The sequence below is a fragment of the Massilia pseudoviolaceinigra genome (assembly GCF_030846505.1).
Lineage (GTDB): Bacteria > Pseudomonadota > Gammaproteobacteria > Burkholderiales > Burkholderiaceae_D > Telluria_A > Telluria_A violaceinigra.
Genome location: NZ_JAVCWL010000004.1, coordinates 216,977 through 238,677, shown reverse-complemented (window position 1 = coordinate 238,677; position 21,701 = coordinate 216,977). Strand labels below are relative to the sequence as shown.

20 protein-coding genes are annotated in these 21,701 nt (G+C 63.7%); 4 read left to right on the top strand and 16 right to left on the bottom strand.

What is annotated here, in order from left to right:
• Nucleotides 1–27: 27 nt before the first annotated feature.
• The 5 genes from RBA40_RS05920 to RBA40_RS05900 all read right to left on the bottom strand — a co-directional run bounded on the left by RBA40_RS05920 (nt 28) and on the right by RBA40_RS05900 (nt 4,021).
• Nucleotides 28–2,340: a methyl-accepting chemotaxis protein gene (locus RBA40_RS05920; RefSeq protein WP_306646721.1), complete on the bottom strand. Its 2,313-nt coding sequence runs from the start codon at nt 2,338–2,340 to the stop codon at nt 28–30.
• 44 nt (nt 2,341–2,384) lie between these two features.
• Nucleotides 2,385–2,918, bottom strand: a complete 534-nt coding sequence (locus RBA40_RS05915) for a chemotaxis protein CheW (RefSeq protein ID WP_229413365.1) — start codon at nt 2,916–2,918, stop codon at nt 2,385–2,387.
• A gap of 3 nt (nt 2,919–2,921) precedes the next feature.
• Complete coding sequence (locus RBA40_RS05910) at nt 2,922–3,293, bottom strand: response regulator transcription factor (protein WP_054268474.1); 372 nt, start codon at nt 3,291–3,293, stop codon at nt 2,922–2,924.
• A 17-nt stretch (nt 3,294–3,310) separates the two neighbouring features.
• Nucleotides 3,311–3,712: a response regulator gene (locus tag RBA40_RS05905; protein WP_306646719.1), complete on the bottom strand. Its 402-nt coding sequence runs from the start codon at nt 3,710–3,712 to the stop codon at nt 3,311–3,313.
• Nucleotides 3,713–3,817: 105 nt separating this feature from the next.
• A complete protein-coding gene (locus RBA40_RS05900; protein ID WP_370663816.1) occupies nt 3,818–4,021 on the bottom strand; it encodes a rubredoxin in 204 nt (67 codons plus the stop codon).
• A gap of 56 nt (nt 4,022–4,077) precedes the next feature.
• Between RBA40_RS05900 and thiD the strand changes: the two genes are divergently transcribed.
• Entirely contained in the window at nt 4,078–4,920 is an 843-nt protein-coding gene (thiD, locus tag RBA40_RS05895; RefSeq protein ID WP_306646717.1) for a bifunctional hydroxymethylpyrimidine kinase/phosphomethylpyrimidine kinase, read from the top strand.
• Nucleotides 4,917–6,206, top strand: coding sequence for a glutamate-1-semialdehyde 2,1-aminomutase (hemL, locus tag RBA40_RS05890; protein ID WP_306646716.1), 1,290 nt, complete (start codon nt 4,917–4,919; stop codon nt 6,204–6,206). The genes thiD and hemL overlap by 4 nt, the downstream gene beginning before the upstream one ends.
• Before the next feature lie 50 nt (nt 6,207–6,256).
• On the opposite strand, the gene RBA40_RS05885 is transcribed toward hemL, so the two are convergent.
• The 11 genes from RBA40_RS05885 to mpl all read right to left on the bottom strand — a co-directional run bounded on the left by RBA40_RS05885 (nt 6,257) and on the right by mpl (nt 20,266).
• A complete protein-coding gene (locus RBA40_RS05885) occupies nt 6,257–8,701 on the bottom strand; it encodes a glycosyl hydrolase family 28-related protein (RefSeq protein WP_306646714.1) in 2,445 nt (814 codons plus the stop codon).
• A 131-nt stretch (nt 8,702–8,832) separates the two neighbouring features.
• Nucleotides 8,833–11,283, bottom strand: coding sequence for a glycosyl hydrolase family 28-related protein (locus RBA40_RS05880; RefSeq protein ID WP_306646713.1), 2,451 nt, complete (start codon nt 11,281–11,283; stop codon nt 8,833–8,835).
• Nucleotides 11,284–11,609: 326 nt separating this feature from the next.
• Nucleotides 11,610–12,575, bottom strand: a complete 966-nt coding sequence (corA, locus tag RBA40_RS05875) for a magnesium/cobalt transporter CorA (RefSeq protein ID WP_099875205.1) — start codon at nt 12,573–12,575, stop codon at nt 11,610–11,612.
• A gap of 81 nt (nt 12,576–12,656) precedes the next feature.
• On the bottom strand, nt 12,657–13,100 hold the full coding sequence (locus RBA40_RS05870; protein WP_306646711.1) for a DUF4124 domain-containing protein: 444 nt from the start codon (nt 13,098–13,100) through the stop codon (nt 12,657–12,659).
• Nucleotides 13,101–13,120: 20 nt separating this feature from the next.
• A complete protein-coding gene (gene mtgA, locus RBA40_RS05865) occupies nt 13,121–13,840 on the bottom strand; it encodes a monofunctional biosynthetic peptidoglycan transglycosylase (protein WP_306646709.1) in 720 nt (239 codons plus the stop codon).
• 1 nt (nt 13,841) lies between these two features.
• Complete coding sequence (gene aroE, locus RBA40_RS05860; protein ID WP_306646707.1) at nt 13,842–14,669, bottom strand: shikimate dehydrogenase; 828 nt, start codon at nt 14,667–14,669, stop codon at nt 13,842–13,844.
• Nucleotides 14,666–15,550, bottom strand: coding sequence for an energy transducer TonB (locus RBA40_RS05855; RefSeq protein WP_306646705.1), 885 nt, complete (start codon nt 15,548–15,550; stop codon nt 14,666–14,668). Before RBA40_RS05855 ends, aroE begins: the two co-directional genes overlap by 4 nt.
• 80 nt (nt 15,551–15,630) lie before the next feature.
• Entirely contained in the window at nt 15,631–17,691 is a 2,061-nt protein-coding gene (locus tag RBA40_RS05850; protein WP_306646703.1) for a ribonuclease catalytic domain-containing protein, read from the bottom strand.
• A gap of 15 nt (nt 17,692–17,706) precedes the next feature.
• On the bottom strand, nt 17,707–18,306 hold the full coding sequence (locus tag RBA40_RS05845) for a chorismate--pyruvate lyase family protein (RefSeq protein WP_306646702.1): 600 nt from the start codon (nt 18,304–18,306) through the stop codon (nt 17,707–17,709).
• Entirely contained in the window at nt 18,303–18,890 is a 588-nt protein-coding gene (locus tag RBA40_RS05840) for a YqiA/YcfP family alpha/beta fold hydrolase (RefSeq protein WP_306646700.1), read from the bottom strand. The genes RBA40_RS05845 and RBA40_RS05840 overlap by 4 nt, the downstream gene beginning before the upstream one ends.
• Nucleotides 18,887–20,266: a UDP-N-acetylmuramate:L-alanyl-gamma-D-glutamyl-meso-diaminopimelate ligase gene (mpl, locus tag RBA40_RS05835; RefSeq protein ID WP_306646699.1), complete on the bottom strand. Its 1,380-nt coding sequence runs from the start codon at nt 20,264–20,266 to the stop codon at nt 18,887–18,889. Before mpl ends, RBA40_RS05840 begins: the two co-directional genes overlap by 4 nt.
• Before the next feature lie 83 nt (nt 20,267–20,349).
• Between mpl and RBA40_RS05830 the strand changes: the two genes are divergently transcribed.
• Entirely contained in the window at nt 20,350–20,997 is a 648-nt protein-coding gene (locus tag RBA40_RS05830; RefSeq protein WP_306646797.1) for a hypothetical protein, read from the top strand.
• A complete protein-coding gene (locus tag RBA40_RS05825) occupies nt 20,994–21,563 on the top strand; it encodes a TlpA family protein disulfide reductase (protein ID WP_306646697.1) in 570 nt (189 codons plus the stop codon). Before RBA40_RS05830 ends, RBA40_RS05825 begins: the two co-directional genes overlap by 4 nt.
• Nucleotides 21,564–21,701: the final 138 nt, after the last annotated feature.

The following is a 21,701-nucleotide window of genomic DNA, read 5'->3' as shown; positions in this document are numbered from 1 at the left end:
GCTTACCTTGATAAATCAACCGGGTTCTCAAGCCACCACGCGGAAGCGCGATACCGAGTTTTTCAGTTCCTGCGCCAGCAGCGACAGCTGGCGAATCGATTGTGCGGTTTGCTGGGTACCGTCCTGGGTATTTTCGGTCACCGACAGGATGTGCTGAATGTTGTGCGCCACATCGTTCGCCGATGTCGCCTGCAGCTCCGTCGCAAACGAAATTCCCTGAATCAGTTCCGCAAGGCGGTTCGAAACGCGCGAAATGTCGGACAGTGCGGCACCCGCGGCATCGGACAGCCTGGCTCCCTCGACCACACCCTGCGTCGATTTTTCCATAGCGGCCACCGCGTCGTGGGTATCGGTCTGAATGGTACGCACCAGCGCGCCGATCTGTTTTGCCGCTTCCGCCGAACGTTCCGCCAGTCGCTGAACCTCTTCCGCAACCACCGAGAAGCCGCGTCCCGCTTCACCGGCCGATGCCGCCTGAATCGCCGCGTTCAGCGCCAGTACGTTGGTCTGTTCGGTAATGTCGGAAATCAGTTCCGTGATCTCGCCAATCTCCTGGGACGATTCGCCCAGTCGCTTGATTCGTTTCGAGGTTTCCTGGATCTGCTCGCGGATCTCGTGCATACCCTTGATCGAGTTTTCCACCGCCGTCGAACCTTGCAATGCCGCCGCAACCGACTGGCGCGCAACCTCTGCCGATTCATTCGCCGACTTCGATACGTCGGTAATTTCGTTCGCCATTTTCAGAACCGTCTCGGACGCTTCCTGAATCTCGCGCGACTGCTGCTCGGTCGCCGCCAGCAGGTCGGTCGAAATGTTCTGTGCGTTGGTCGATGCCGAGGTAACCTGCTCGGCCGTCGTCGTCACGCGTTCCACCAGACCGCGCAGCTCTTCCACCGTGTAGTTCACCGAGTCGGCAATCGCGCCGGTGATGTCTTCCGACACCGTTGCGTGCACGGTCAAGTCACCATCGGCCACTTCTTGAAGTTCGTTCATCAGGCGCAAAATAGCGGCCTGATTCTGGTCGTTGGTCGCTTTCGCTTCTTCTTCCTTCGACTGCGCCAGCTGGCGCATCGATTCCGCTTCCTGGCGACGCACATCGGCGCCGCGGGCACGGGTACGGGAGTCTTGCAGCATGACGCGGGCGATACTGACGCCGACGCCCAGCGTGAACATGGTGGCCAGGGCCATCACCCAGAACCAGGCGTTGTTCGAATCCTGCTCGGTACGAAAGCCCACCTGCACCTTGGTCAGCAGCGCCTTGACTTCTTCGTTCTCGTAGAAGATCGACTGTTCGGCGCCCTTGGCGGCCGTGAATTTCGGCAGGTTGTCGAGGATCGAGGCCACCAGTTTCTGGTAGGTGTCGAACTTCGATTTGATCAGTTCGAGCTTGACGCGCAGTTCCGCGTCTTTCGTGGCCGAGAGCTGCATCGTCTCGTTCCCGTTCAGGAAGCCTTCGACCGTGGTACGGAAGGTCGTGGTGTCGCGGCCCAGCTGGAACGCGGTTTCGGATCGGATACCGCCGGAGGTCAGGAATTCACTGGCGCTGCGCGAGAGGCGCTGGGTCAGCATCATCAGGCGCCCGATGGCGGCCAGTTCGCGTGGCGTGCCGCCGCGCTGGACTTTTTCGTTGAGCAGTTCTTCGGTCATCGACAACAGCTCTGGCGAGAGGGTGTCGAGCTGGCGCAGGGTCTTTTCAAAACCGGTCAGTTCCGGCTTCATGCGCAAGATGGTGCCTGCCGAATTGTCGGAGGTAACCCACTTGAGCTTCGCAGCGGCGATCAGCTTGTTCATGCTGGCCGGTGGCGTCGGCAGCTGCACGCCGCCGATCTTGCCGCCGCGCTGGAGCGCGTTCAGGTCGGCCGTCAGCTGGGCGCGGCTCTGCTCGAGCTGCACGAACGCTTCCTGGTTACCCTGAATCGCGTTAGGCGCCGCTTTACCGATACGCTGGGAGTGCATCAGCGCGTCGGACGCGATCTGCGTCTGGGCCGACGCGTCGGAGCTACTGGCCGCGTTGCGCCACAGCGCCACCACGGTCACCAGAATGCCGGCCACGAACACCATCAGCAAAATACGCAGCTGGCGCGGCAGCGACAGGTGGCCGATCAGCGGCAGGCGCGCTTCGCTACCGCCGTCGTCGTCGTCGCCGCCTCGCTTGCGGCCCATGATGTTGGCCAGGCGCAGCTCGTCGTGCTGATCGAGTTCGGCGCGCAGACTGTCGTCCACCACGTTCTGCGCAAGCGCGCTGTCGTCCTTGTTCAAGGCCGCAGCCTCCAGATCGGGACCGAATTCTGTATCCGGTACCGGCTCACCCTTTGGGGTACTCTTCCATGCAAATCCCATTCCAGCTCCCAGTTTCTTAAGGTATGGCCACTTCTGACTGCGGCTTAAAATCCAACGTGCAAAAACCGCGCATCGGTGACGAGGGCCGCCAGGTCGAGCGGGATCCATTCGTTTGCATCGGTATCGCGTAATCTGTCGCCGACAACTTCCATGTCGCCGGCGTGTCGCAGGCCGTACACCCGGGCCACCAGCAGGCCGCAGTTAAAGCCCAAGTGGGTGGCCAGGGTGACGATCCGGCTGTCCGGGCCGGTCACCGTTTCGGCGCCTCCCTGGAAGCGCGCGAAATCGATCAGACCGACCAGATTGCCCCGGATATTGGCCAGCCCCAGATACCAGGGCTGCGTCAGCGGCACCACCGTCACCGGCGGAATCGGCACGATTTCGCCGGCCTGGGTCAGGTCGAGCAGGAAGCGCTCGGCGCCGATCAGCACGCCCAGTTGGTTGACGCGCGCGCCGCTGTTGGTACGGGCCGCCTGCATCCGTTCGAGCAGCTGCACCTGGTACTGGCGCAAACGGGTGCGGCGTCCGGCGCCGTCCGACGGCGCGGAGGCGACTGGGGCGAAATCGACGTCGCTCACGGTTTAGGCGCCGCCGAGGGCGGCGATTTTCGCCAGCAGCAGTTCGGCGTCGACCGGCTTGACCATGTAGTCGCGCGCACCCTGGCGCAGGCCCCAGACGCGGTCGGTTTCCTGGTTCTTGCTGCTGCAAATGATGATCGGCACGTCACCGAGGTCCGGGTCGCGCGCGATGGTGCGGGTCACCTGGAAGCCATTGGCGCCAGGCATGACCACATCCATCAGGATCAGTTCAGGTTTGTCTTCCTTGATCTTGAGCAGCGCTTCCTCGCCGTTTTCGGCGGTGGTCACGGTGAAGCCGGCTTTGACCAGGATATCGGTCAGGTAGTAACGCTCGGTCGGGGAGTCGTCGACGATCAGGATTTTTTGTATGGCCACGGTAGGCTCCAGAAATATTATTTTGAGTCGGCGCCGGCAGTATGTTCGCGCACCGCGCTGAGCAGACTGTCTTTGCTGAAAGGTTTGGTAAGGTAGGCGGAAGAACCGACCATCAGGCCGCGGGCGCGGTCGAACAGGCCATCCTTCGATGAGAGCATCAGCACCGGGGTGGCATGAAAACGCGCGCTTCGCTTGATCAGCGCGCAGGTCTGGTAGCCATCGAGGCGTGGCATCAGGATGTCGCAGAAAATCAGCGACGGATGATGGTCGTTAATCTTGGCCAGGGCATCGAAACCATCTTCGGCCAGCACCACCTGATACCCAGCCTGGGTGAGAAAAATCTCGGCCGAACGACGAATCGTACTGCTGTCGTCGATCACCATGATTTTCAGTACGTTCGGTTGCGGCAATGTCGTCATTTTCAATTTCACTCAACATGAGCCTGAACGATATCATAGGGCAACCCTTTTGTCCCCTTAATGTTGCGGCCAGTCAACATGTGTCGGCAATAAGCCTCATGGTGATTAGATAACAGTCATTTCGAAGTCATCTTTACGGGCGCCGCACTCGGGACAGGTCCAGTTCATCGGCACATCGGCCCAGCGGGTGCCGGGGGCGATGCCTTCTTCAGGGATGCCGGCGGCCTCGTCGTACACCCAGCCGCAGATCAGGCACATCCAGGTCTGGAAAGCGGCGCCTGCTGCGCCGGTTGTTTCATTGCTGCTCACGTTGACTACCCTTCTATCTAGTAAAATGCCGAATCAGGCATCTTAATCTACCGGCCGTGCAAATCCAAACTTCTCCTCTGATCTTAACGTTCGGCGTGTCCGACCCCATTGGCGCCACCGGCATCCAGGCCGACCTGGCGTGTTTTTCAGCCCTCGGCTGCCACGGCCTGTCGGTCATGACCGGCATTCTTATTTCCGACACCGCGCGCGTCGAAGACGTGCAGGAAGTCGACGCCGACTGGGTTTGCGACCAGGCCCGCGTGGTGCTCGAAGACATGACGGTGGCCGCCTTCAAGGTGGGCGCGCTGACCAGCGTCGAACAAGCTTCGGCGATTGCCGAAATCGTGTCCGACTATCCGGACGTGCCGCTCATCCTCGACCCGTTCTTATCGAGCCTGCCCGATTCGGGCCTGGCCGACGACGACATGCTGATCGCGATCCGCCAGATCCTGGTGCCGCAGGCGACCGTGCTGCTGCTCACGCAGGTGGAACTGGCGCGCATGGCCGAGACCTGGCGCGATGGCGGCGGCGACATGCTCAAGGAAGACGTAGCCGAACTGACCAACATGGGCTGCGCGTATGTGCTGGTCAAATGCACCGCAACGAGCGGCAACGGCGCCGGCGCGCAGCTGGCCAACACCCTGTTCGACGAGAACGGCGTGGTCGGCACCTTCAACTGGCAGCATTTGCCGGGGCCGTTCGTGGGCGCCGGCAGCACCCTGTCGGGCGCGCTGGCGGCGCTGATGGCGCGCGGGATCGGCGACGATGCCGTCGACGCCATCCAGGCCGCCCAGGAATTCACCGTCGGCGCGCTGGCCAACGCGCAGCGCTTCGGCATGGGCAAACTGGTGCCCAACAAATTTTTCGCCCACCCTATTGCCTCATCGAGCAAGCCATGACCACAGAATCCCTGAATAACACGCTGTTCGCGCGCGCCCAGAAAACCACCCCGGGCGGCGTCAATTCGCCGGTGCGCGCCTTCAAATCGGTGGGCGGCACGCCGCGCTTCATCACCCGCGCCGAAGGCCCCTATTTCTGGGATGCCGACGGCAAGCGCTACATCGACTACATCGGTTCCTGGGGCCCGGCCATCGTCGGCCACGCCCATCCGGAAGTGGTGAAAGCGGTGCAGGACGCGGCCGCGCGCGGCCTCTCGTTCGGCGCCCCGACCGAAGGCGAAATCCTGATGGCCGAGGAAATCTGCCGCCTGGTGCCGTCGATCGAGCAGGTGCGCCTGGTCTCGTCGGGTACCGAAGCGACCATGAGCGCGCTGCGCCTGGCGCGCGGCGCCACCGGACGCGACAAGATCGTCAAGTTCGAGGGCTGCTACCACGGCCACGCCGATTCCCTGCTGGTGAAGGCCGGCAGCGGCTTGCTGACCTTCGGCAACCCGACCTCGGCCGGCGTGCCGGAAGACTTCGTCAAGCACACCCTGGTGCTCGACTATAACAATGTGGCCCAGCTGGAAGACGCGTTCGCATCGATGGGCGACACCATCGCCTGCGTGATCGTCGAACCGGTGGCCGGCAACATGAACCTGATCAAGGCCACGCCGGAATTTTTGCGCGCCATGCGCGAGCTGTGCACCAGGCATGGCGCGATCCTGATTTTCGACGAAGTCATGTGCGGCTTTCGCGTGGGCCTGGGCGGAGCGCAGGAACTGTACGACATCGTGCCGGACCTGACCGCGCTGGGCAAGGTCATCGGCGGCGGCATGCCGGTGGCGGCCTTCGGCGGGCGCGCCGAGCTGATGCAGAACATGGCGCCGATCGGGGCCGTGTACCAGGCCGGCACGCTGTCGGGCAATCCGGTGGCGGTGGCGGCGGGCATGACCACCCTCAAGCTGATCCAGGCGCCGGGTTTCTACGAGAAGCTCGGCGCCCAGACCGCCAAGCTGGTGGCCGGGCTGGCGCAAGCGGCGAAGGAGGCGGGCGTGCCTTTCTGCGCCGATTCGGTGGGCGGCATGTTCGGGATTTACTTCAGCGATGAAGTGCCGGGCAGCTATGCGGAAATGATGGCGGGCGACAAAACCCGCTTCAATGCGTTTTTCCACGCGATGCTGGACCAAGGCGTGTACTTTGCACCGGCCGCGTTCGAGGCGGGGTTTGTATCGGCGCAGCATGATGATGCGGTGATCGACGAGACCATCGCGGCGGCGCGCCGGGTGTTTGCCAAGCTGGCGTAAGCCCGGTGAGCGGGCGGCTACTGTGCAGCAGCCGCCCGCTACCGGCTGCATTACTGGCCGCTGATGTTGTAGCCGACCTTGGTTTCGATCGTGCGCACGCGGTAGAACAGGACGTCCGTCGCACCCGCCGGGATCGCCTTCGGAACCGTGTCCCAGGTCTGGGCACGCATCTGCGCCATGCCGGCCAGCACGGCGGCCTTGTCGAGGCCCTTGTTGGTGGCCTGGTCGGGCAGCGGCTGAACCCCGGTGTGCCGCATCAGGCGGAAACCGACCGTGCCGAAGCCGGCCCCGTAGGAGCGGCGGTAATAGGTGGTGCCGCCTTTATCGTTGGCCGACACGCCCATGAACAGCGCCTTGGTGGATGGCAATTCGTTCCTGACCTCGATGCCGTGTTCCGGCGACTGCATATCGTAAGACAAGCCCATGACCGTGAACTGACCGGCGAAGCCATCCACGAGGATGGATGCGCCAGCCGGCGTGGGCGGCGTCGTGTTGGCCGGGGTGAACACCGGCGGCGCAATATGTCCGCCGAGGTAGGTGAAATTGCCGGACGTTCCGCGCACCATCGGGTCGCTCGTGAGGTTGCTGTAGCCGGTTTCGAACCAGGTATCGGCCACCATGACGTTGCTGTTGTTGACGGTAAGCGGGCCGATCCCGCCTGAGCCCATCGCCAGCACGCTGGCGGCGCCGCTGGCGTTGAGCTTCCTGATACTGCTGCTGCGCTGGAACTCGACCTTGGTCGAGGCCAGTTTGGACAGGTTGACCACGCCGTTCATGCCGCCGTCAAACAGAATCCGCCCGCCGGCCTGGTCGGCATTGTCGAGCTCCACCGCCGTCACGGTGTAGCCGTTCGAAAACAGGCGCAACTCGCGGATGGTCGCCAGGCTCGGCCCGCGCAGGCGCAGCAGCGGCTGGTTGCCCAGTTTGCCTCCCGCCTTGAGGCGCGTGGCGATGCCGTCGCCGACGAGCTGGATGCGGCGGCCGGCCGGAATCTCGAGCGGCGCATCGATCGTGTACGTGGCGCGTCCGAAATGCACGATCGGGTTGGGGTCCGTGCTGGCGACCGCGTCCTTGATGACCGCCTGGATCGTCGCCGTCGTGGTCTCGTTGACGTGCGTGGTTGCGTTGGTCGTCACCGGCACCTCGAACACCGCGCGCGCCCTGTTCACGGCCGTGGGCGGCAGCACCGGCAGCGCGGTCGGGATGGTGTTGCGCTCGACCGTTGTCGTGTCGTAGAAGGCGAGCAGATTCGGCTGCGGGTGCGTCACCTTCACGTCCACTGGCGTGTGGGTGCCGGCGAACAGCTGCGCTCCGGCGGCGGCGACGGTGACCTTGTTGCCGACCAGGATGATGCCAGCGCCCGGGGTGCCGGTGTAATTATTGCTTTGCTGGATCAACGGTCCGCTGGCGTTCAGCGGGCTCAGGATCTGGTTGTCGATCATGACCAGGGGGCCGACGTTGCCGATGAAAATCGGCGATTTATCGGCCGAATGATTGAGAATGCGGTTGTTTTTCAGGATCAAGGCCTTGCCATTGTTGCCCGCCACGTCCGCTTGGAGGAAGCGCACCGAACCGACCGAGACGTTGTTGTGCATCGACTGCCACTGGACACGGCCAACATGAATGTCGGCGACCGTCGAGCCCCGGAACAGATTGCGGTAGACGTGAACGTTGCCGGCCCCCGATCTGCGCTCCAATGCGTTGGTGACGCCGCGTCCGCAGTCGGTGAACTCGGAATCCATGACCCACCAGTTGAGCGCGTTGGCGGATTCGGTGCTGACGCCGGCCACCGTGTTGCGGATGAACTTGGTACGTTTGACCGAGCCTTCCGAGTCCAGATCGCCGTACTCGCTGGCGACTCCCTCGCCGTCGGGGTGGCTGTCCGTGGTGCGGCTGGCGCCGCAGCAGCCTGCGACGATGCCCACGCCCATGTCGACGAAGACCTCGTCGACATGCTCCGGGCTGCCGCCGTATTGCGGCGTCTTCTTGTTCCACCAGTGGGCCACGCCGATGCCGGCCTTTTTTGTACTACCCTTCAACATGCCATTCCATGTCAGGCGCGCGTATTTGCCGCCGAAGACGCCGTCGGCGATCAGCATCGTGCCGCCCGCCGGGCCGTCCCAGACAATGGAGGTGTTGGCCGGGTTCTCGCCGACCAGGCTGGCGCCGTACTTGTTTTTAGAGACCAGCGTCCTGGTGATACGGTAGGTGCCGGCCGGGAAATACAGCACGGCCGGGGAACCGGACTTCTCGATGTTCCCTTCGTTGAGGTTCATGTCGTCCAGGGCGCTCTGCAACGCGGCCGTGTCGTCGGCCTTGCCGTCGCCGACGGCGTGATACTTTGTTTTCACGTTGCCCCAGCTGGCGAACGGGCCGACCGCTTCCTCGGCGGTGACGCTGACCGACAGTGCCGGGGCCCCGGCTGCAAGGGCCGCGGTGGGGCCGGCAAGCAATGCCGACGCAAGCGATAAAGAGAGTAAGGGAGTGATTTTCATTGTCAACCTATGGCAGAAATACAAGGGTCAGGATGGCGCGCGATAGCGGGCGTGAGTCCGCGCCGACCTGACATTGTTCAAGATCGACGCGGACGGGCCGGGCAGCGCCATGCCGCCCGGCGCCGGCGGTGTTACTGTCCGCTGATGTTGTAGCCGACCTTGGTTTCGATCGTGCGCACGCGGTAGAACAGCAGGTCCGTCGCGCCCGCCGGGATCACCTTCGGAACCGTGTCCCACGTCTGGGCACGTATCTGCGCCATGCCGGCCAGAACGGTGGCCTTGTCGAGGCCCTTGTTGGTGGCCTGGTCGGGCAGCGGCTGAACCCGGTCGTGCCGCATCAGGCTGAACCCGACCGTGCCGGAACCGACGCCGTAGGAGCGGCGGTAATAGGTGGTACCGCCTTTTTCGTTGGCCGACACGCCCATGAACAGCGCCTTGGTCGATGGCAGCTCGTTCCTGACCTCGATGCCGAGTGCCGGCGACGCCATTTCGTAGGATAAGCCAATGACCGTGAACTGACCGGCGAAGCTGTCCGCGATGATGGATGCGCCGGCCGGCGTGGGCGGTGTGGTATTGGCCGGGGTGAATTCCGGCGGCGCGATGTGTCCGCCGAGGTAGGTGAAGTTGCCGGACGTTCCGCGCACCATCGGGTCGCTTGTGAAGTTGTTGTAGCCGGTTTCGAACCAGGTATCGGCCAACATGACGTTGCTGTTGGTGACGGTAACCGGGCCGATCACCCCCGAACCCATCGCCAGCACGCTGGCGGCGCCGCTGGCGTTGATCTTCTTGATGCCTGTGCTATGCTGGAACTCGACCTTGGTCGAGGCCAGTTTGGACAGGTTGACCACGCCGTTCATGCCGCCATCAAACAGAATCCGCCCGCCGGCCTGGTCGGCATTGTCGAGCTCCACCGCCGTCACGTCGTAGCTGGTCGAATACAAGTTCAACTCACGGATGGTCGCCAGGCTCGGCCCTCTCAGGCGCAGCAGCGGCCTGTTGCCCAGTTTGTCCCCCGCCTTGAGGCGCGTGGCGATGCCATCGCCAACGAGCTGGATGCGGCGGCCGGCCGGAATCTCGAGCGGTGCATCGATCGTGTACGTGGCGCGTCCGAAATGCACGATCGGATTGGGGTCCGTGCTGGCGAGCGCCTGTTTGATGACGTCCTGGATCGTCGCCGTCGTGGTCTCGTTGACCTGCGTGGTTGCGTTGGTCGTCACCGGCACCTCGAACACCTTGCGCCCCATATTCACGGCCGTGTGCGGCAGCGCCGGCAGCGCGGTCGGGATGGCGCTGCGGGGAACCGTCGTCGTGTCGTAGAAGGTGAGCAGATTCGGCTGCTTGACCTTCACGTCCAATAGCGAGTGGGTGCCGGCGAACAGCGGCGCTCCCGCGTTGGCGACGGTGACCTGGTTGCCGACCAGGATAATGCCAGCGCCCGGGGCTTCGGCGTTATTACTTTGCTGAATCAGCGGTCCGGTGGCGCCCAGCGGGCTCAGGATCTGGTTGTCGATCATGACCAGGGGGCCGACGTTGCCGATGAAAATCGGCGATTTATCGACCGGATGATTGAGAATGCGGTTGTTTTTCAGGATCAGGGCGCGGCCATTTTTGCCCGCCAAGTCCGCATGGAGGAAGCGCTGCGAACCGACCGACACGTTGTTGTGCATCGAGTGCCACCGCACAGTACCTACATGGATGTCGGCGAACGTCGAGCGCTGGAACCGATTGCGGTAGACGTGAATATTGCCACCCCATCCCAATCGCCCCCCCAATGCATTGGTCACGCCGCGTTCGCAGTCGATGAACTCGGAATCCATGACCCACCAATCGAGCGCGTTGGCCGATTCGCTGCTGACGCCGGCCACCGTGTTGCGGATGAACCTGGTGCGCTTGACCGAACCTTCCGAGTCCATATTGTTGTACTCGCCGGCGACCCAGTCGGTGCCGGGGTGGCTGGCCGTGGTGCTGCTGGAGCCGCAGCAGCCGGCGACGATGCCCACCCCCATATCGACGAAGACCTCGTCGACGTGCTCCGGGCTGGCGCCGTATTGCGGCGTCTTCTTGTTCCACCAGTGGGCCACGCCGATGCCGGCCTTTTTTGTACTACCCTTCAACATGCCGTTCCATGTCAGGCGCGCGTATTTGCCGCCGAAGGCGCCGTCGGCGATCAGCATGGTGCCGCCCGCCGCGCCGTCCCAGACGATGATGCTGGTGGCCGGGTTCTCGCCGACCAGGCTGGCGCCGAACTGGTTCTTGGAGACCAAGGTCTTGGTGATACGGTAGGTGCCAGCCGGGAAATACAGGACGGCCGGGGAACCGGGCTTCTCGATGTTCCAGTCGTATTTGTTTTTAATATACTTGTTCATGTCGTCCAGGGCTCTCTGCAACGCGTCCGTGTCGTCGGCCTTGCCGTCGCCGACGGCGCCATATGCCTTCACGTTGCCCCAGCTGGCGAACGGGCCGACCGCTTCCTCGGCGGTGACGCTGACCGACAGTGCCGGCGCCTCGGCTGCAAACGCCGCAGTGGGGCTGGCAAGCAATGCCGAAGCCAGCGATAAAGAGAACAAGGGGATGATTTTCATGGTCAACCTATAGGAAAAAAACAAGCGTTAAGATGCATGGCGCGGGTGCGCAATATGGCAAAAAAAGTCATTTTGCTTCTTTTGCAACTTATCATACTCTTTTTCCAACTCCGCCAGAGGAAATAAATGGCCGCAGGGAATCAATCCGACTAGTCAGACAGAGGGGGGCATTGTTCGAGGGGGGCGGTCAGCCAGCGCAGGAGGTGCCAGGCCGTGAGCCGTTAAACCGTCCTGGCGGCGCGCGGGGTGCTTGCCAAGCTGGCGTAAATACGTCGCTCCCGCGCAGGGCTGGGCGCCCAGCGGGACGACAGGGTGCTAGACAGAGTCTATTTGAGCCAGCCCCGCCGCAAGAACACCCACACCGGGGAAATCATCGACACCAGCATCAGGGTCAACGCCAGCGGGTAGCCGTACTGCCACTCCAGCTCCGGGAAGGCCTTGAAGTTCATGCCGTAAATACTGGCGATCAAGGTCGGCGGCAAGAACGCCACCGAGGCCACCGAGAAGATCTTGATGATCTTATTCTGGTTAATGTTGATGAAACCGACCGTGGCATCCATCAGGAAGTTGATCTTGTCGAACAGGAAGGATGTGTGGCCGTCCAGGGACTCGATGTCGCGCAAAATCTGCCGCGCTTCCTCGAACTGCTCGGCATTGAGCAGCCGCCCGCGCATCAGGAAACTCACCGCGCGCCGCGTATCCATCATGTTGCGCCGGATACGCCCGTTCAAATCCTCTTCGCGCGCGATGGCGTTAAGCGCGTCGGCCGCGTCTTTATCGGTGAATTCCTTCTGCAGCACCAGCCCGCTGACTTCCTCCAGGTGCTGGTAGATCCCTTCCAGCGCATCGGCCGAATACTCGGCGTCGGTGGCGTACAGATCGAGCAGCACATCCATATAGTCGGCGATCGATCCCGGCCGCGAGCGGGCGCGCATGCGCACCAGGCGGAACACGGGCAAATCGTCGGTATGCACCGAAAACAGCATCTTGCGCGCGAGAATGAAAGCGACCGTGACCACGCGCGACGGGCCATCGTCTTCTTCCAGCAGGAAATCGGTGCGCAGATGCAGGTCGCCGTTTTCCGCTTCGTAATAGCGGGCCGACGCTTCGATATCCTTCACTTCGTCTTCGCCCGGCAGAATCACGCCGTAGATTGTCTTGACCCAGGCGCGCTCGTCGTCGTTCGGATCGGTCAGGTCGACCCAGACCGGCGCCACGTTTTCCAGATCCGCGCGGGACTCGATCGGTACCTGATTGAGTCGGCCATTTTGTAGGACAAATACGTTGATCATGCGCTTTCTCGGCCGGATTCAAAACAGCGCAAGTGTACCCGTTAGGCCTGAGCCCGGCCACCCCGAAACACGTAAATCGGGTCAGCGCAGCTGTTTTTCGATGATTTTGTCGAGGACCGGGTTCGAGCCCGGCGCGGCCTTCTCCACCGGCGGCTTTTTCGGCGCTTCAAAGCCCTTGGTGTCGTGGATCTGGATCACCTTGCTGGTGCGGTTCTCCGGCGTGCAATCGGTGTTGGAAATGACGGTCTTGCCGTTGATGACGCACTTGCGCATCACGCCGTCGCCCTTGCCGGTGACACCCTTGACGGCATCCCTGGCCGAATCGATCACCTTGCCGGCCGGACTGGTACCGACCATCTTGCCGGCCTTGGCCGCGCCTTCGGCGAACAGGTTGCGTTCGGAACCGATGGAAAACAAGGCGGCCATGCCGATCGCGGCCAGCAAGGCCGAGCCGATGGCGCCCCAGAACAGGGAAATGGCACCGCGCTGGTAGGTGCCGCGCTGGCAACGCAGAGGATGGAACATGGTCGTCTCCTGAGGAGGGATTAAGGCAATTCCGCCGAACTCATGCGGTTGACGATCAGCGTGGTGCGGCGCGCCAGGTAGCTCGAGCTGCGGTGCCGGTCGTAATAGCGCGGATTGGGCAGCATCACGGCCAGCTTGGCGGCCTGCGCCACGCCCAGCTTGGCCGCGCTGGTGCGGTAATAATAGCGCGAAGCGGCCTCGGCGCCGAAAATGCCGCGCCCGAATTCGGCCACGTTCAGGTAAATTTCCAGGATGCGCTGCTTGCTCATGACCGTTTCGAGCATGAAGGCGATGATCATTTCCTGGCCCTTGCGCAGGTAGCTGCGCGAGCCGGACAGGAACAAATTCTTGGCCAGCTGCTGGGTGATGGTGGAACCGCCGCCGACCACCTTGTGCCTGCGGTTGTTGCGCTCGTACGCTTTCTGCAGCGCTTCCCAGTCGACTCCGTCGTGCTCGGAAAAATTGGCGTCTTCCGAGGCGATCACGGCCCGTTTCAGGTTCTCGGAAATGCGTTCGTAGGGCACCCATTGCTGCTGCAGCACGGCCTTGGGGGTTTTCGCGCGCATCAGCGCCAGCTGGTCGTTCATCATGCTGGTGGACGAGGGATTGAACCAGACCCACCAGCAAATCATGAGGAAAAAGTACAGCTGGACCAGCGCGATGATCAGCAAGGGGCCGAGGAACAGCCACTTGATCCAGCGCCGGCCTCCCGCTTTGCCGCCCTTGCCGCCCTTGCTCATGTCATACGCCCTGGCGCAACCGTTCCAGGATGGCCGCGGTCTCGGGACGGGCGCCGCGCCACAGCAGGAATGCTTCGGCGGCCTGCTCGACCAGCATGCCCAGGCCATCGCGTTCGCGTGCGCCATGCTCGCTGGCGAATACCATGAAGCGGCTCGGCACCTTGCCGTACATCATGTCCAGCGCCAGGGTGCCAGCCCTGAAGGCGCTGCCCGGCACTGGCGGCAAGTCGTCGGCCAGGCTGGCCGAGGTGGCGTTGATGACCACATCGTACGGCCCGGCAATGTCCTCGAAGGCGCAGGCGGCCAGGCGCTGGTCCTGCGCCAGCTGGGCGGTGAAACGGTCGACCAGGGCGTCGGCCGTGGCCACGGTGCGGTTGGCGATGGTCAGTTCGGCCGGCGAGGCGGCCAGCAGCGGCACGATGGCGCCGCGCGCCGCGCCGCCCGCGCCCAGCAGCAGCACGCGCTTGCCTTCCACGTCGACCCCGGCATTGCGGGTGATGTCGCCCACCAGCCCGGCGCCATCGGTGTTGTCGCCGATGATGCCGCCGCTGCTATTAAATATGAGTGTATTGACGGCGCCGGCCGCGCGCGCGCGTTCGGTCAGGCGGTCGGCCATGTCGGCGGCCTGCAGCTTGAAGGGCACGGTGACGTTGGCGCCGCCATAACCGGCGGCCACCAGCGCGCGCACGGTCACGTCAAACGCGTCGAGCGGCGCCAGGCAGCGCTCGTAGAGCATGTCTTGCCCGGTCTGCAGGGCAAAGGCGGCGTGGATCTCGGGCGATTTGCTATGGGCAATCGGGTTCCCGATGACGCAGTAGCGCTCGCTCATCGCGTGTCGCCACGCAGCTCGGCTTCCAGTTTGTCTTCACGCGTGAACTTGAAGCGCGTGATGATGACCCACAGGTCATCCTTATCGGAAGAGAGCATGTTTTTCGGAAAAGCTCCGAACGGCGCGGCGCGGCGCACGATGGCCAGCGCAGCCTTGTCGAGCGCCGGATTGCCGGAACTCTTTTCGATGCGCACGCCGCCATCCTTCTGATAAATGGTGCCATCCTGGAAGATCGGAATGTACACGGTCAGCTCGCCGTACAGCTTCTTGCCGTCGCGCTGGGGGAAGTTCAGGGTGCCGATATCCTCGACCCGCTTTTGCATGGTCTTGTAATAGATCGCATACCCCACCGCTTGCGTGCTCGGCGTGATGTAAGTCTTGCGCGGGCGCTTGTTCTGGTCTTCGATGCGCTGGGCAATCTCGGCCGTCTTGCGCGCCAGCGGCCGCGTGCTTTCGATCAGGTCGGCGCCGTCGCGGTCCGGATCGGGCTTTTCCTTCTCGGTGACGGGTGAGGCTTTCAGGGACGAGTCGCGCGTCTTGGTCAGCAGGTTCTGCTGCATCTGCTCAAGCTCGGTGATGCGGCGCAAGGTCGATTTGACGCTTTCGCCGGTCTCGTTCTTGTGCATGTCGGGCAGGGGCGAGGCGGCGCGTCCGCTGTCGGCATTGCCGCCGCCATCCAGATTGGCCTGGGCCAGGGCATCGGCTTTCAGCGGTTTATTGGCATGCTTGGCGTTGACCAGGATGACTTCGAGGCCGGGATCGGCCGGGGTCAGGGTGAACGCCTCGGGCGCGACGAAACGGACCGCCAGCAGGGCCGCGTGCACCGTGACCGAAACGGCGACGGCGATGGACAGGGAGCTTAAATTTTGAAAGTGCTTCACACGATACCGGGAAGAATCTGTTGAATCAGGGAACGGCCATTCTACATTCTAATGGCCGCCGTGGCGATGCTGACAAGGCACTAGCCGGCCGCCGGTTCGCTGGTGATGACGGTGACGGCGCCTTCGGCTTCCGCCGCTTCGGTGGCGGCCGCTTCGCCGCTATCGGGGGCGGCAGTGTCCGGCGCTGCCGCTTCTTCTTCCTCGTAGTCGAGGTCGGCATCGGCGGCGATCTCGCTGCTGGCGGGCAGTTCCAGCAGGCGCGCTTCGATCGTCAGCTCCAGCTCGTCCCAGCGCAGGATATCGAGTTTGACCTGCGCCCCGCGCGCCACCTGCGGCATGCCGGGCAGGCGGATGATCAGCGGAATGTCGGTCAGGCGCAACACTTCATCCTTGAGCACGACCGCTTCGACCTGGCGCTGGTCTTGCTGGCCGAGCCAGCGCAAGCACCAGTAACGCTCCATGTTCTGCTGGTGATCGTTGTAGGCGGCGTAGGCGGCATCGAACGCCGAGACGATGGCGAACAGGTTGGCGTCGCGCGGCTTGAACGGGGCCACCAGCGGCGCCGTCACGCCGTGCTCGGCGCAAGCGAGGATCTGCCACTGGTTGACCAGGTCGGTGTAGCGGCGCAGCGGCGAAGTGCTCCATGCGTACTGGTCCACGCCCAGGCCCTGGTGCGGGGCGGCGTGGGTGACCATGCGCACCTGCATCTTGGCGGCCCAGCCGGCGCCGCTGCCCGCGCCTTGCGAGCGGTAAATACCCGGCACGCCCGAGTCGTGCATCAGCTTGCCCCAGGTGCTGTTGGCGAAGATCATCAGCTCGGCCACGATCTTGTCGAGCGGGGCGCCGCGCTTGCGCCGCAGCACCGTCACCACGTCGTCTTCGACGTAGAAATTGAAGTCGACCCGGTTATTCTGCTCGGGTTTCAGGCCGAAGCCTTCGCGCTTGACCATGCGCGCCGCTTCCAGGGTGAGCGCCCACTGCCACAGCACGCCCAGCTCGGCCTTGTGCGGATAGTCGCCGGTGCCCGCGGCCAGCGCTTCTTCGCTGACCACATCGTCCAGGTCGTTGTTGCGCAGATTGCTCTTGATCGGCACCAGTTCGGCGCGGGTGACGGTCGACTTCACGCTCCAGTCGGCCGGGTCGATGGTGGCGTACAGCGACACCGCCGGGCACGTCTTGCCTTCGGCCAGGGTGAACGCGGCCACCAGTTCATCCGGCAGCATGGTAATTTTGTCGCCCGGCATGTAGACGGTCGACATGCGCGCGCGCGCCATCTTGTCGATGGCGTCGTCGGGGCGAATGCCCAGGCCCGGCGCGGCGATGTGGATGCCGACCTGCACCATGCCGTCGGCCAGGGTGACGACCGAGAAGGCATCGTCGATTTCGGTGGTGGTGACGTCATCGATCGAGAACGCGGCCACGCCGGCCAGCGGCAAACTGGCCGGCGCGGCTGGGACCGTCACGGCGGGGAAACCCGAGCCACGCGGGAAATTCTCGAACAGGAAGCGCGCCATGTGCAATTCCTTGGGCGAACCGATGCCGCCGGCGGCCAGCATCAGGCGCTGCGGCGTGGTGTGCAGTTCGTTGCAGGCGGCGTCGAGCGCCTTGAATTCGATGCTGTTCTTGTCCGGCTTGAACAGCAATTGCTGCACCAGCGGACGCATGGTTTCCGGCAAGCGGTTGGCCTTGAGCTCGTCCACATAGCCGGCCTGGATCAGACCCTGCTGTTTCTTTTTCTCGATGCCGGCCTGGGCCGCGCGCAGCGATGCTTCCGGGGCCGCCTTGTAGCGTCCGCGTCCTTTTTTGTAGAAGTAGATCGGCGCGCCATGCAGCGCCAGGATCAGGCCGGCCGCTTCCGGCGGCAGCGGAGCGTGGCCGAAATACTCGGCGCCCAGCTCGGCGAAACCGAACTCTTCCTGGCCGGCGACTTCCCACAGGAACTCGAAATCGACGTCGGCGGCGACCGCCTTGGCCGCTTCCAGCAGCTCGGCCGCGGAGGGCTTTTCGTACTGCAGCAGCACGTCCTTGACCTTGACCTTGGTGCGCTTACCGCTTGGCATTTCGACCTGGTAGGCCTCGCCCGCTTGCGACAACACGGTGCCGACCTTGAAATCGCCGGATTCTTCAAAAAATAGATTCATGTGAATGCTTTGTCTTTACTTGGTATTGTTAGTTGGCGCCGCGGTCACGTCGCGCCGGACCAGTGCCGCAACCGGGGGCAAGAACACCTCGGTCACGAGCAACACGCCCCGGTGGCGGCGATACAGGCAGCGCCGTGCATATAAAACAGTCTCGCCCGCCAGGTTCAGGTCCAGGGCCGCGCGGGCGCGCTCCATCAGCGGGTGGCCGGCGCGGATGCGCGCAAACTCCAGTTCGCCGCGCGCGACTTGCGGGTCGTAAAACAGGGTGCTGCCGAGCGAGCGTTCACCCAGGCCGCCGAACAGCGGCCAGTCGCTGGCGGTGGCCGACAGCGGCACCACCGTGTGCGCAAACACCACCGGCGTGTCGTCGCAGCGCAACAAGACCTCGCGTTCCAGTACCTGGACCGCGCGCGGCAGATGCAGTGCGGCGGCCTCGTCCGCCAGGCACGGGGCGCGCCGCTGGTGCAGACGCTGCACGCGAAATGCCTCGCCATGCGCCATCAGGCGCGCCGTGAGCGAGCCGCCGCTGGTGAGCCAGTCGCGCAGCGCGGGCGGCGCGTTGACACGGTTCACATACGGATGCCACAACGCCTGGCGCAGCGAGGCGCCGCTCACCGCACCGGGCCGGCGGCGCCGTCCAGGCAAAACGCCAGGACGTCGTCCACGTAGTTCCCGAATTCGGCGATGGCGTGGTCGCTGCCATCGATCACGTGCTGGCGCGCGCCGGCGTAATGGGCCGTCATGTCGCGGTAGTCGAGCACTTCGTCGCCGGTAGCCGCGATCAGGAAGTAGCGCTCGGGCCGGGTGATGGCGGGCACCGCCAGCGCGCCCAGTTCGTCGATATATTCGCGCTTGAATTCAAAAACTTTGTCGGAATGATACTCGGTCGTGACGCCGACGTGCTTGTCGAGGTCTTTCAGGGGGTAGACCGCCGGATTGAGCAGCACTGCGCGGCAGCCGAGGCGCTCGGCCAGCCAGGTGGCGTAGTAACCGCCCAGCGAGGAACCGATGATGGCCAGCTCGCTGGCGTCATAACGCTCGACCAAGGTCAGCGCCAGGGCCATGGCTGCTGTCGGCGAGGCCGGCAATTGCGGGCAGATCAGTTCGGAAGCGCGTCCCAGCGCCGCCATCTTCTCGCCCACCACGCGCGCCTTGAACGAGCGCGGCGAGGAGCGGAAACCGTGCAGGTAAAGAATCATCGGGCCAGCGCCTCAAGCAGTTTCTGGTGCACGCCGCCGAAGCCGCCGTTGCTCATGACCAGGATGTGGTCGCCCGGCTGGGCCGCGTCGACCACGGCCTTCACCAGGAAATCGATCTGGTCGAAGCTGTGGGCGATGGCGCCCAGCGGACACAGGGCGTCGGCCAGGCTCCAGCCGAGAGCCTGCTGGCTGCCGAAGCCGAACACCAGGTCCGCTTCACGCAGGCTGCCCGGCAAGGCATCCTTCATCGAGCCGAGCTTCATGGTGTTCGAGCGCGGTTCCAGCACGGCCAGGATGCGGCCCTGCGCCTTGTCGCCGCTGCCGATCTTCTGGCGCAAGCCGTTGACGGTGGTGGCAATCGCGGTCGGATGGTGGGCGAAATCGTCGTACACGGTAATGTCGCGCACCACGCCGCGCACTTCCATGCGCCGCTTGACGCTCTCGAACCGGGCCAGCGACTCGGCCGCCTGCGCCACCGGCACGCCCACGTGGCGCGCCGCGGCAATCGCCGCCAGCGCGTTCAGACGGTTGTGCTTGCCGGTCAGGCCCCAGGCCACGGTGGCCACCACCTCGCCCTTGAAGACGACGTCGAAGTTGCCGCCGGCGTGTTCCGTCATGGTCCAGTCGCCCCCGTCGCTGGCGCCGAACGTTTCCTTCTCGCTCCAGCAGCCGCGCTTGAGCACGCGGCCCAGCGAGGCTTCGTCGCCGTTCACGATGAGGCGCCCCACGCCGGGCACGGTGCGCACCAGGTGGTGGAATTGGGTTTCGATGGCACCGATATCGGGGAAGATGTCGGCATGATCGTATTCGAGGTTGTTCATCACGGCCGTTTTGGCGTGGTAATGCACGAACTTGCTGCGCTTGTCGAAAAAGGCCGTGTCGTATTCGTCCGCTTCGATCACGAAGAAGATCGATGGCTCGGCACCCGACAGGCGCGCCGAAATGCCGAAGTTCATCGGCACGCCGCCGATCAGGAAGCCCGGCGCATAGCCCGCGTCTTCCAAAATCCAGGCCAGCATGGCCGAGGTGGTGGTCTTGCCGTGCGTGCCGGCCACGGCCAGCACCCATTTATCGTGCAGGATGTGTTCGCCGATCCACTGGGGACCCGACATGTACGGCAGGCTGCGGTTCAAAATTTCCTCGACCAGCGGATTGCCGCGCGCCACCACATTGCCGATCACATACAGATCGGGATTGAGCTGGGTCTGCTCCGGGCTGAAGCCCTGGATCAGTTCGATGCCCTGGGCTTCGAGCTGGGTGCTCATCGGCGGGTAGACATTGGCGTCACAGCCGGTGACCTTGTGGCCGGCTTCTTTCGCCAGGACCGCGAGGCCGCCCATGAAGGTGCCGCAAATGCCGAGGATGTGAATATGCATGATGTCGGGGTGTGGCCAAATGAATGAATACGCGATTTTACCCGACCCAATGGGATTTACCGTTCCAGAGTATTATCTCGCTCATGATGCCTACCCCGATTGACGATCTCTCCCTGCTGCGCGCGGAAATCGCCGCCGTCGCCGCGCGCATGATTGCCCAGGACGGCGCCGACTATGCCAGCGCCAAGCGCAAGGCCGCGCTGCAGGTGCTCGGCGAGCGCGCCGATGCCGCCCGCGCGTATGCCGCCAACCTGCTGCCCGACAACGCGCAGATCGAAGACGCCGTGCGCGATTACCAAGCCCTGTTCCTGGCCGACACGCAGCCGGCGCGCCTGCTCGCGCTGCGCCAGGCCGCGCTGCAAGTGATGGATGCGCTGGCCGAATTTTCGCCCTACCTGACCGGCGCGGTACTGAACGGCACCGCCGGCGAGTACGACGACATCGAGCTGCAACTGTTCGCCGACAGCGCCAAGGAAGTGCAGATTTATCTGCTGAACCGCAACGTCACCATCGATATTTCCGAAACGCCGCACTTCAAGGGCGCGCGTTACGACCCGGTCGAGACGGTGAGCTTTTTGTGGCATGGCGAAGGCGTGCACGCCGAACTGTATGAAAAGCACGACTTGCGCGGCGCCCTCAAGCCACGCGCCGACGGCCGCTTGCTGCGCGCCGACGCCGCCACCGTGCGCAGCATGATGACACCCCCGACTTCACCCCAGGACCCGACATGAACAAGCAGACCCTTTTCACTTTTGCCGGCATTGCCGTGCTGGCCGGCGCGCTGGGCGCGTATGTCGGCGTGCGGCATAAGCAGGAACCGGCGCTGGCGTCCACCACGCCGGCCGCCGGCCCCGCTGCCGGCGCCGCAGGCACCCCGGTCGAGTCGCTGTTTGCCGAAACCATGAACGACCCGGCCGGCAAGGCCCAGGCCCTGGCGCAGTGGAAGGGCAAGCCGCTGGTGGTCAATTTCTGGGCGCCGTGGTGCCCACCGTGCGTGGAAGAAATGCCGGAACTGGCCGACGTGGCGCGCGAGCACAGCGCGAAAAACATCAATGTGATCGGTATCGGCATCGATTCGCCAACCAACATCGCCGAATTTGCCACCAAATTCAAGATCACCTATCCCATCTACGTAGCCGGCATCAGCGGTACCGATCTGTCGCGCAAGTTCGGCAACAGCGCCGGCGGGCTGCCGTACACGGTGCTGATCGGGGCTGACGGCCTTGTCAAGAAAACTTATCTGGGGCGTATCAAGTTCGACGAGCTCAAGGCCGACCTGGCCGCGCTCAAGTCTTGAGAGGCAAAACCCGTGGTGTAACCGTGCTTTACGGTACGGAATGCACCAATAAGTAATTCCAAGCAATTTTTTTCGCTTGCCAATGCCCGCAGTTGGCGGCAAAATGCGGGACTTTCGCGTAATAACGTACCTTCAACC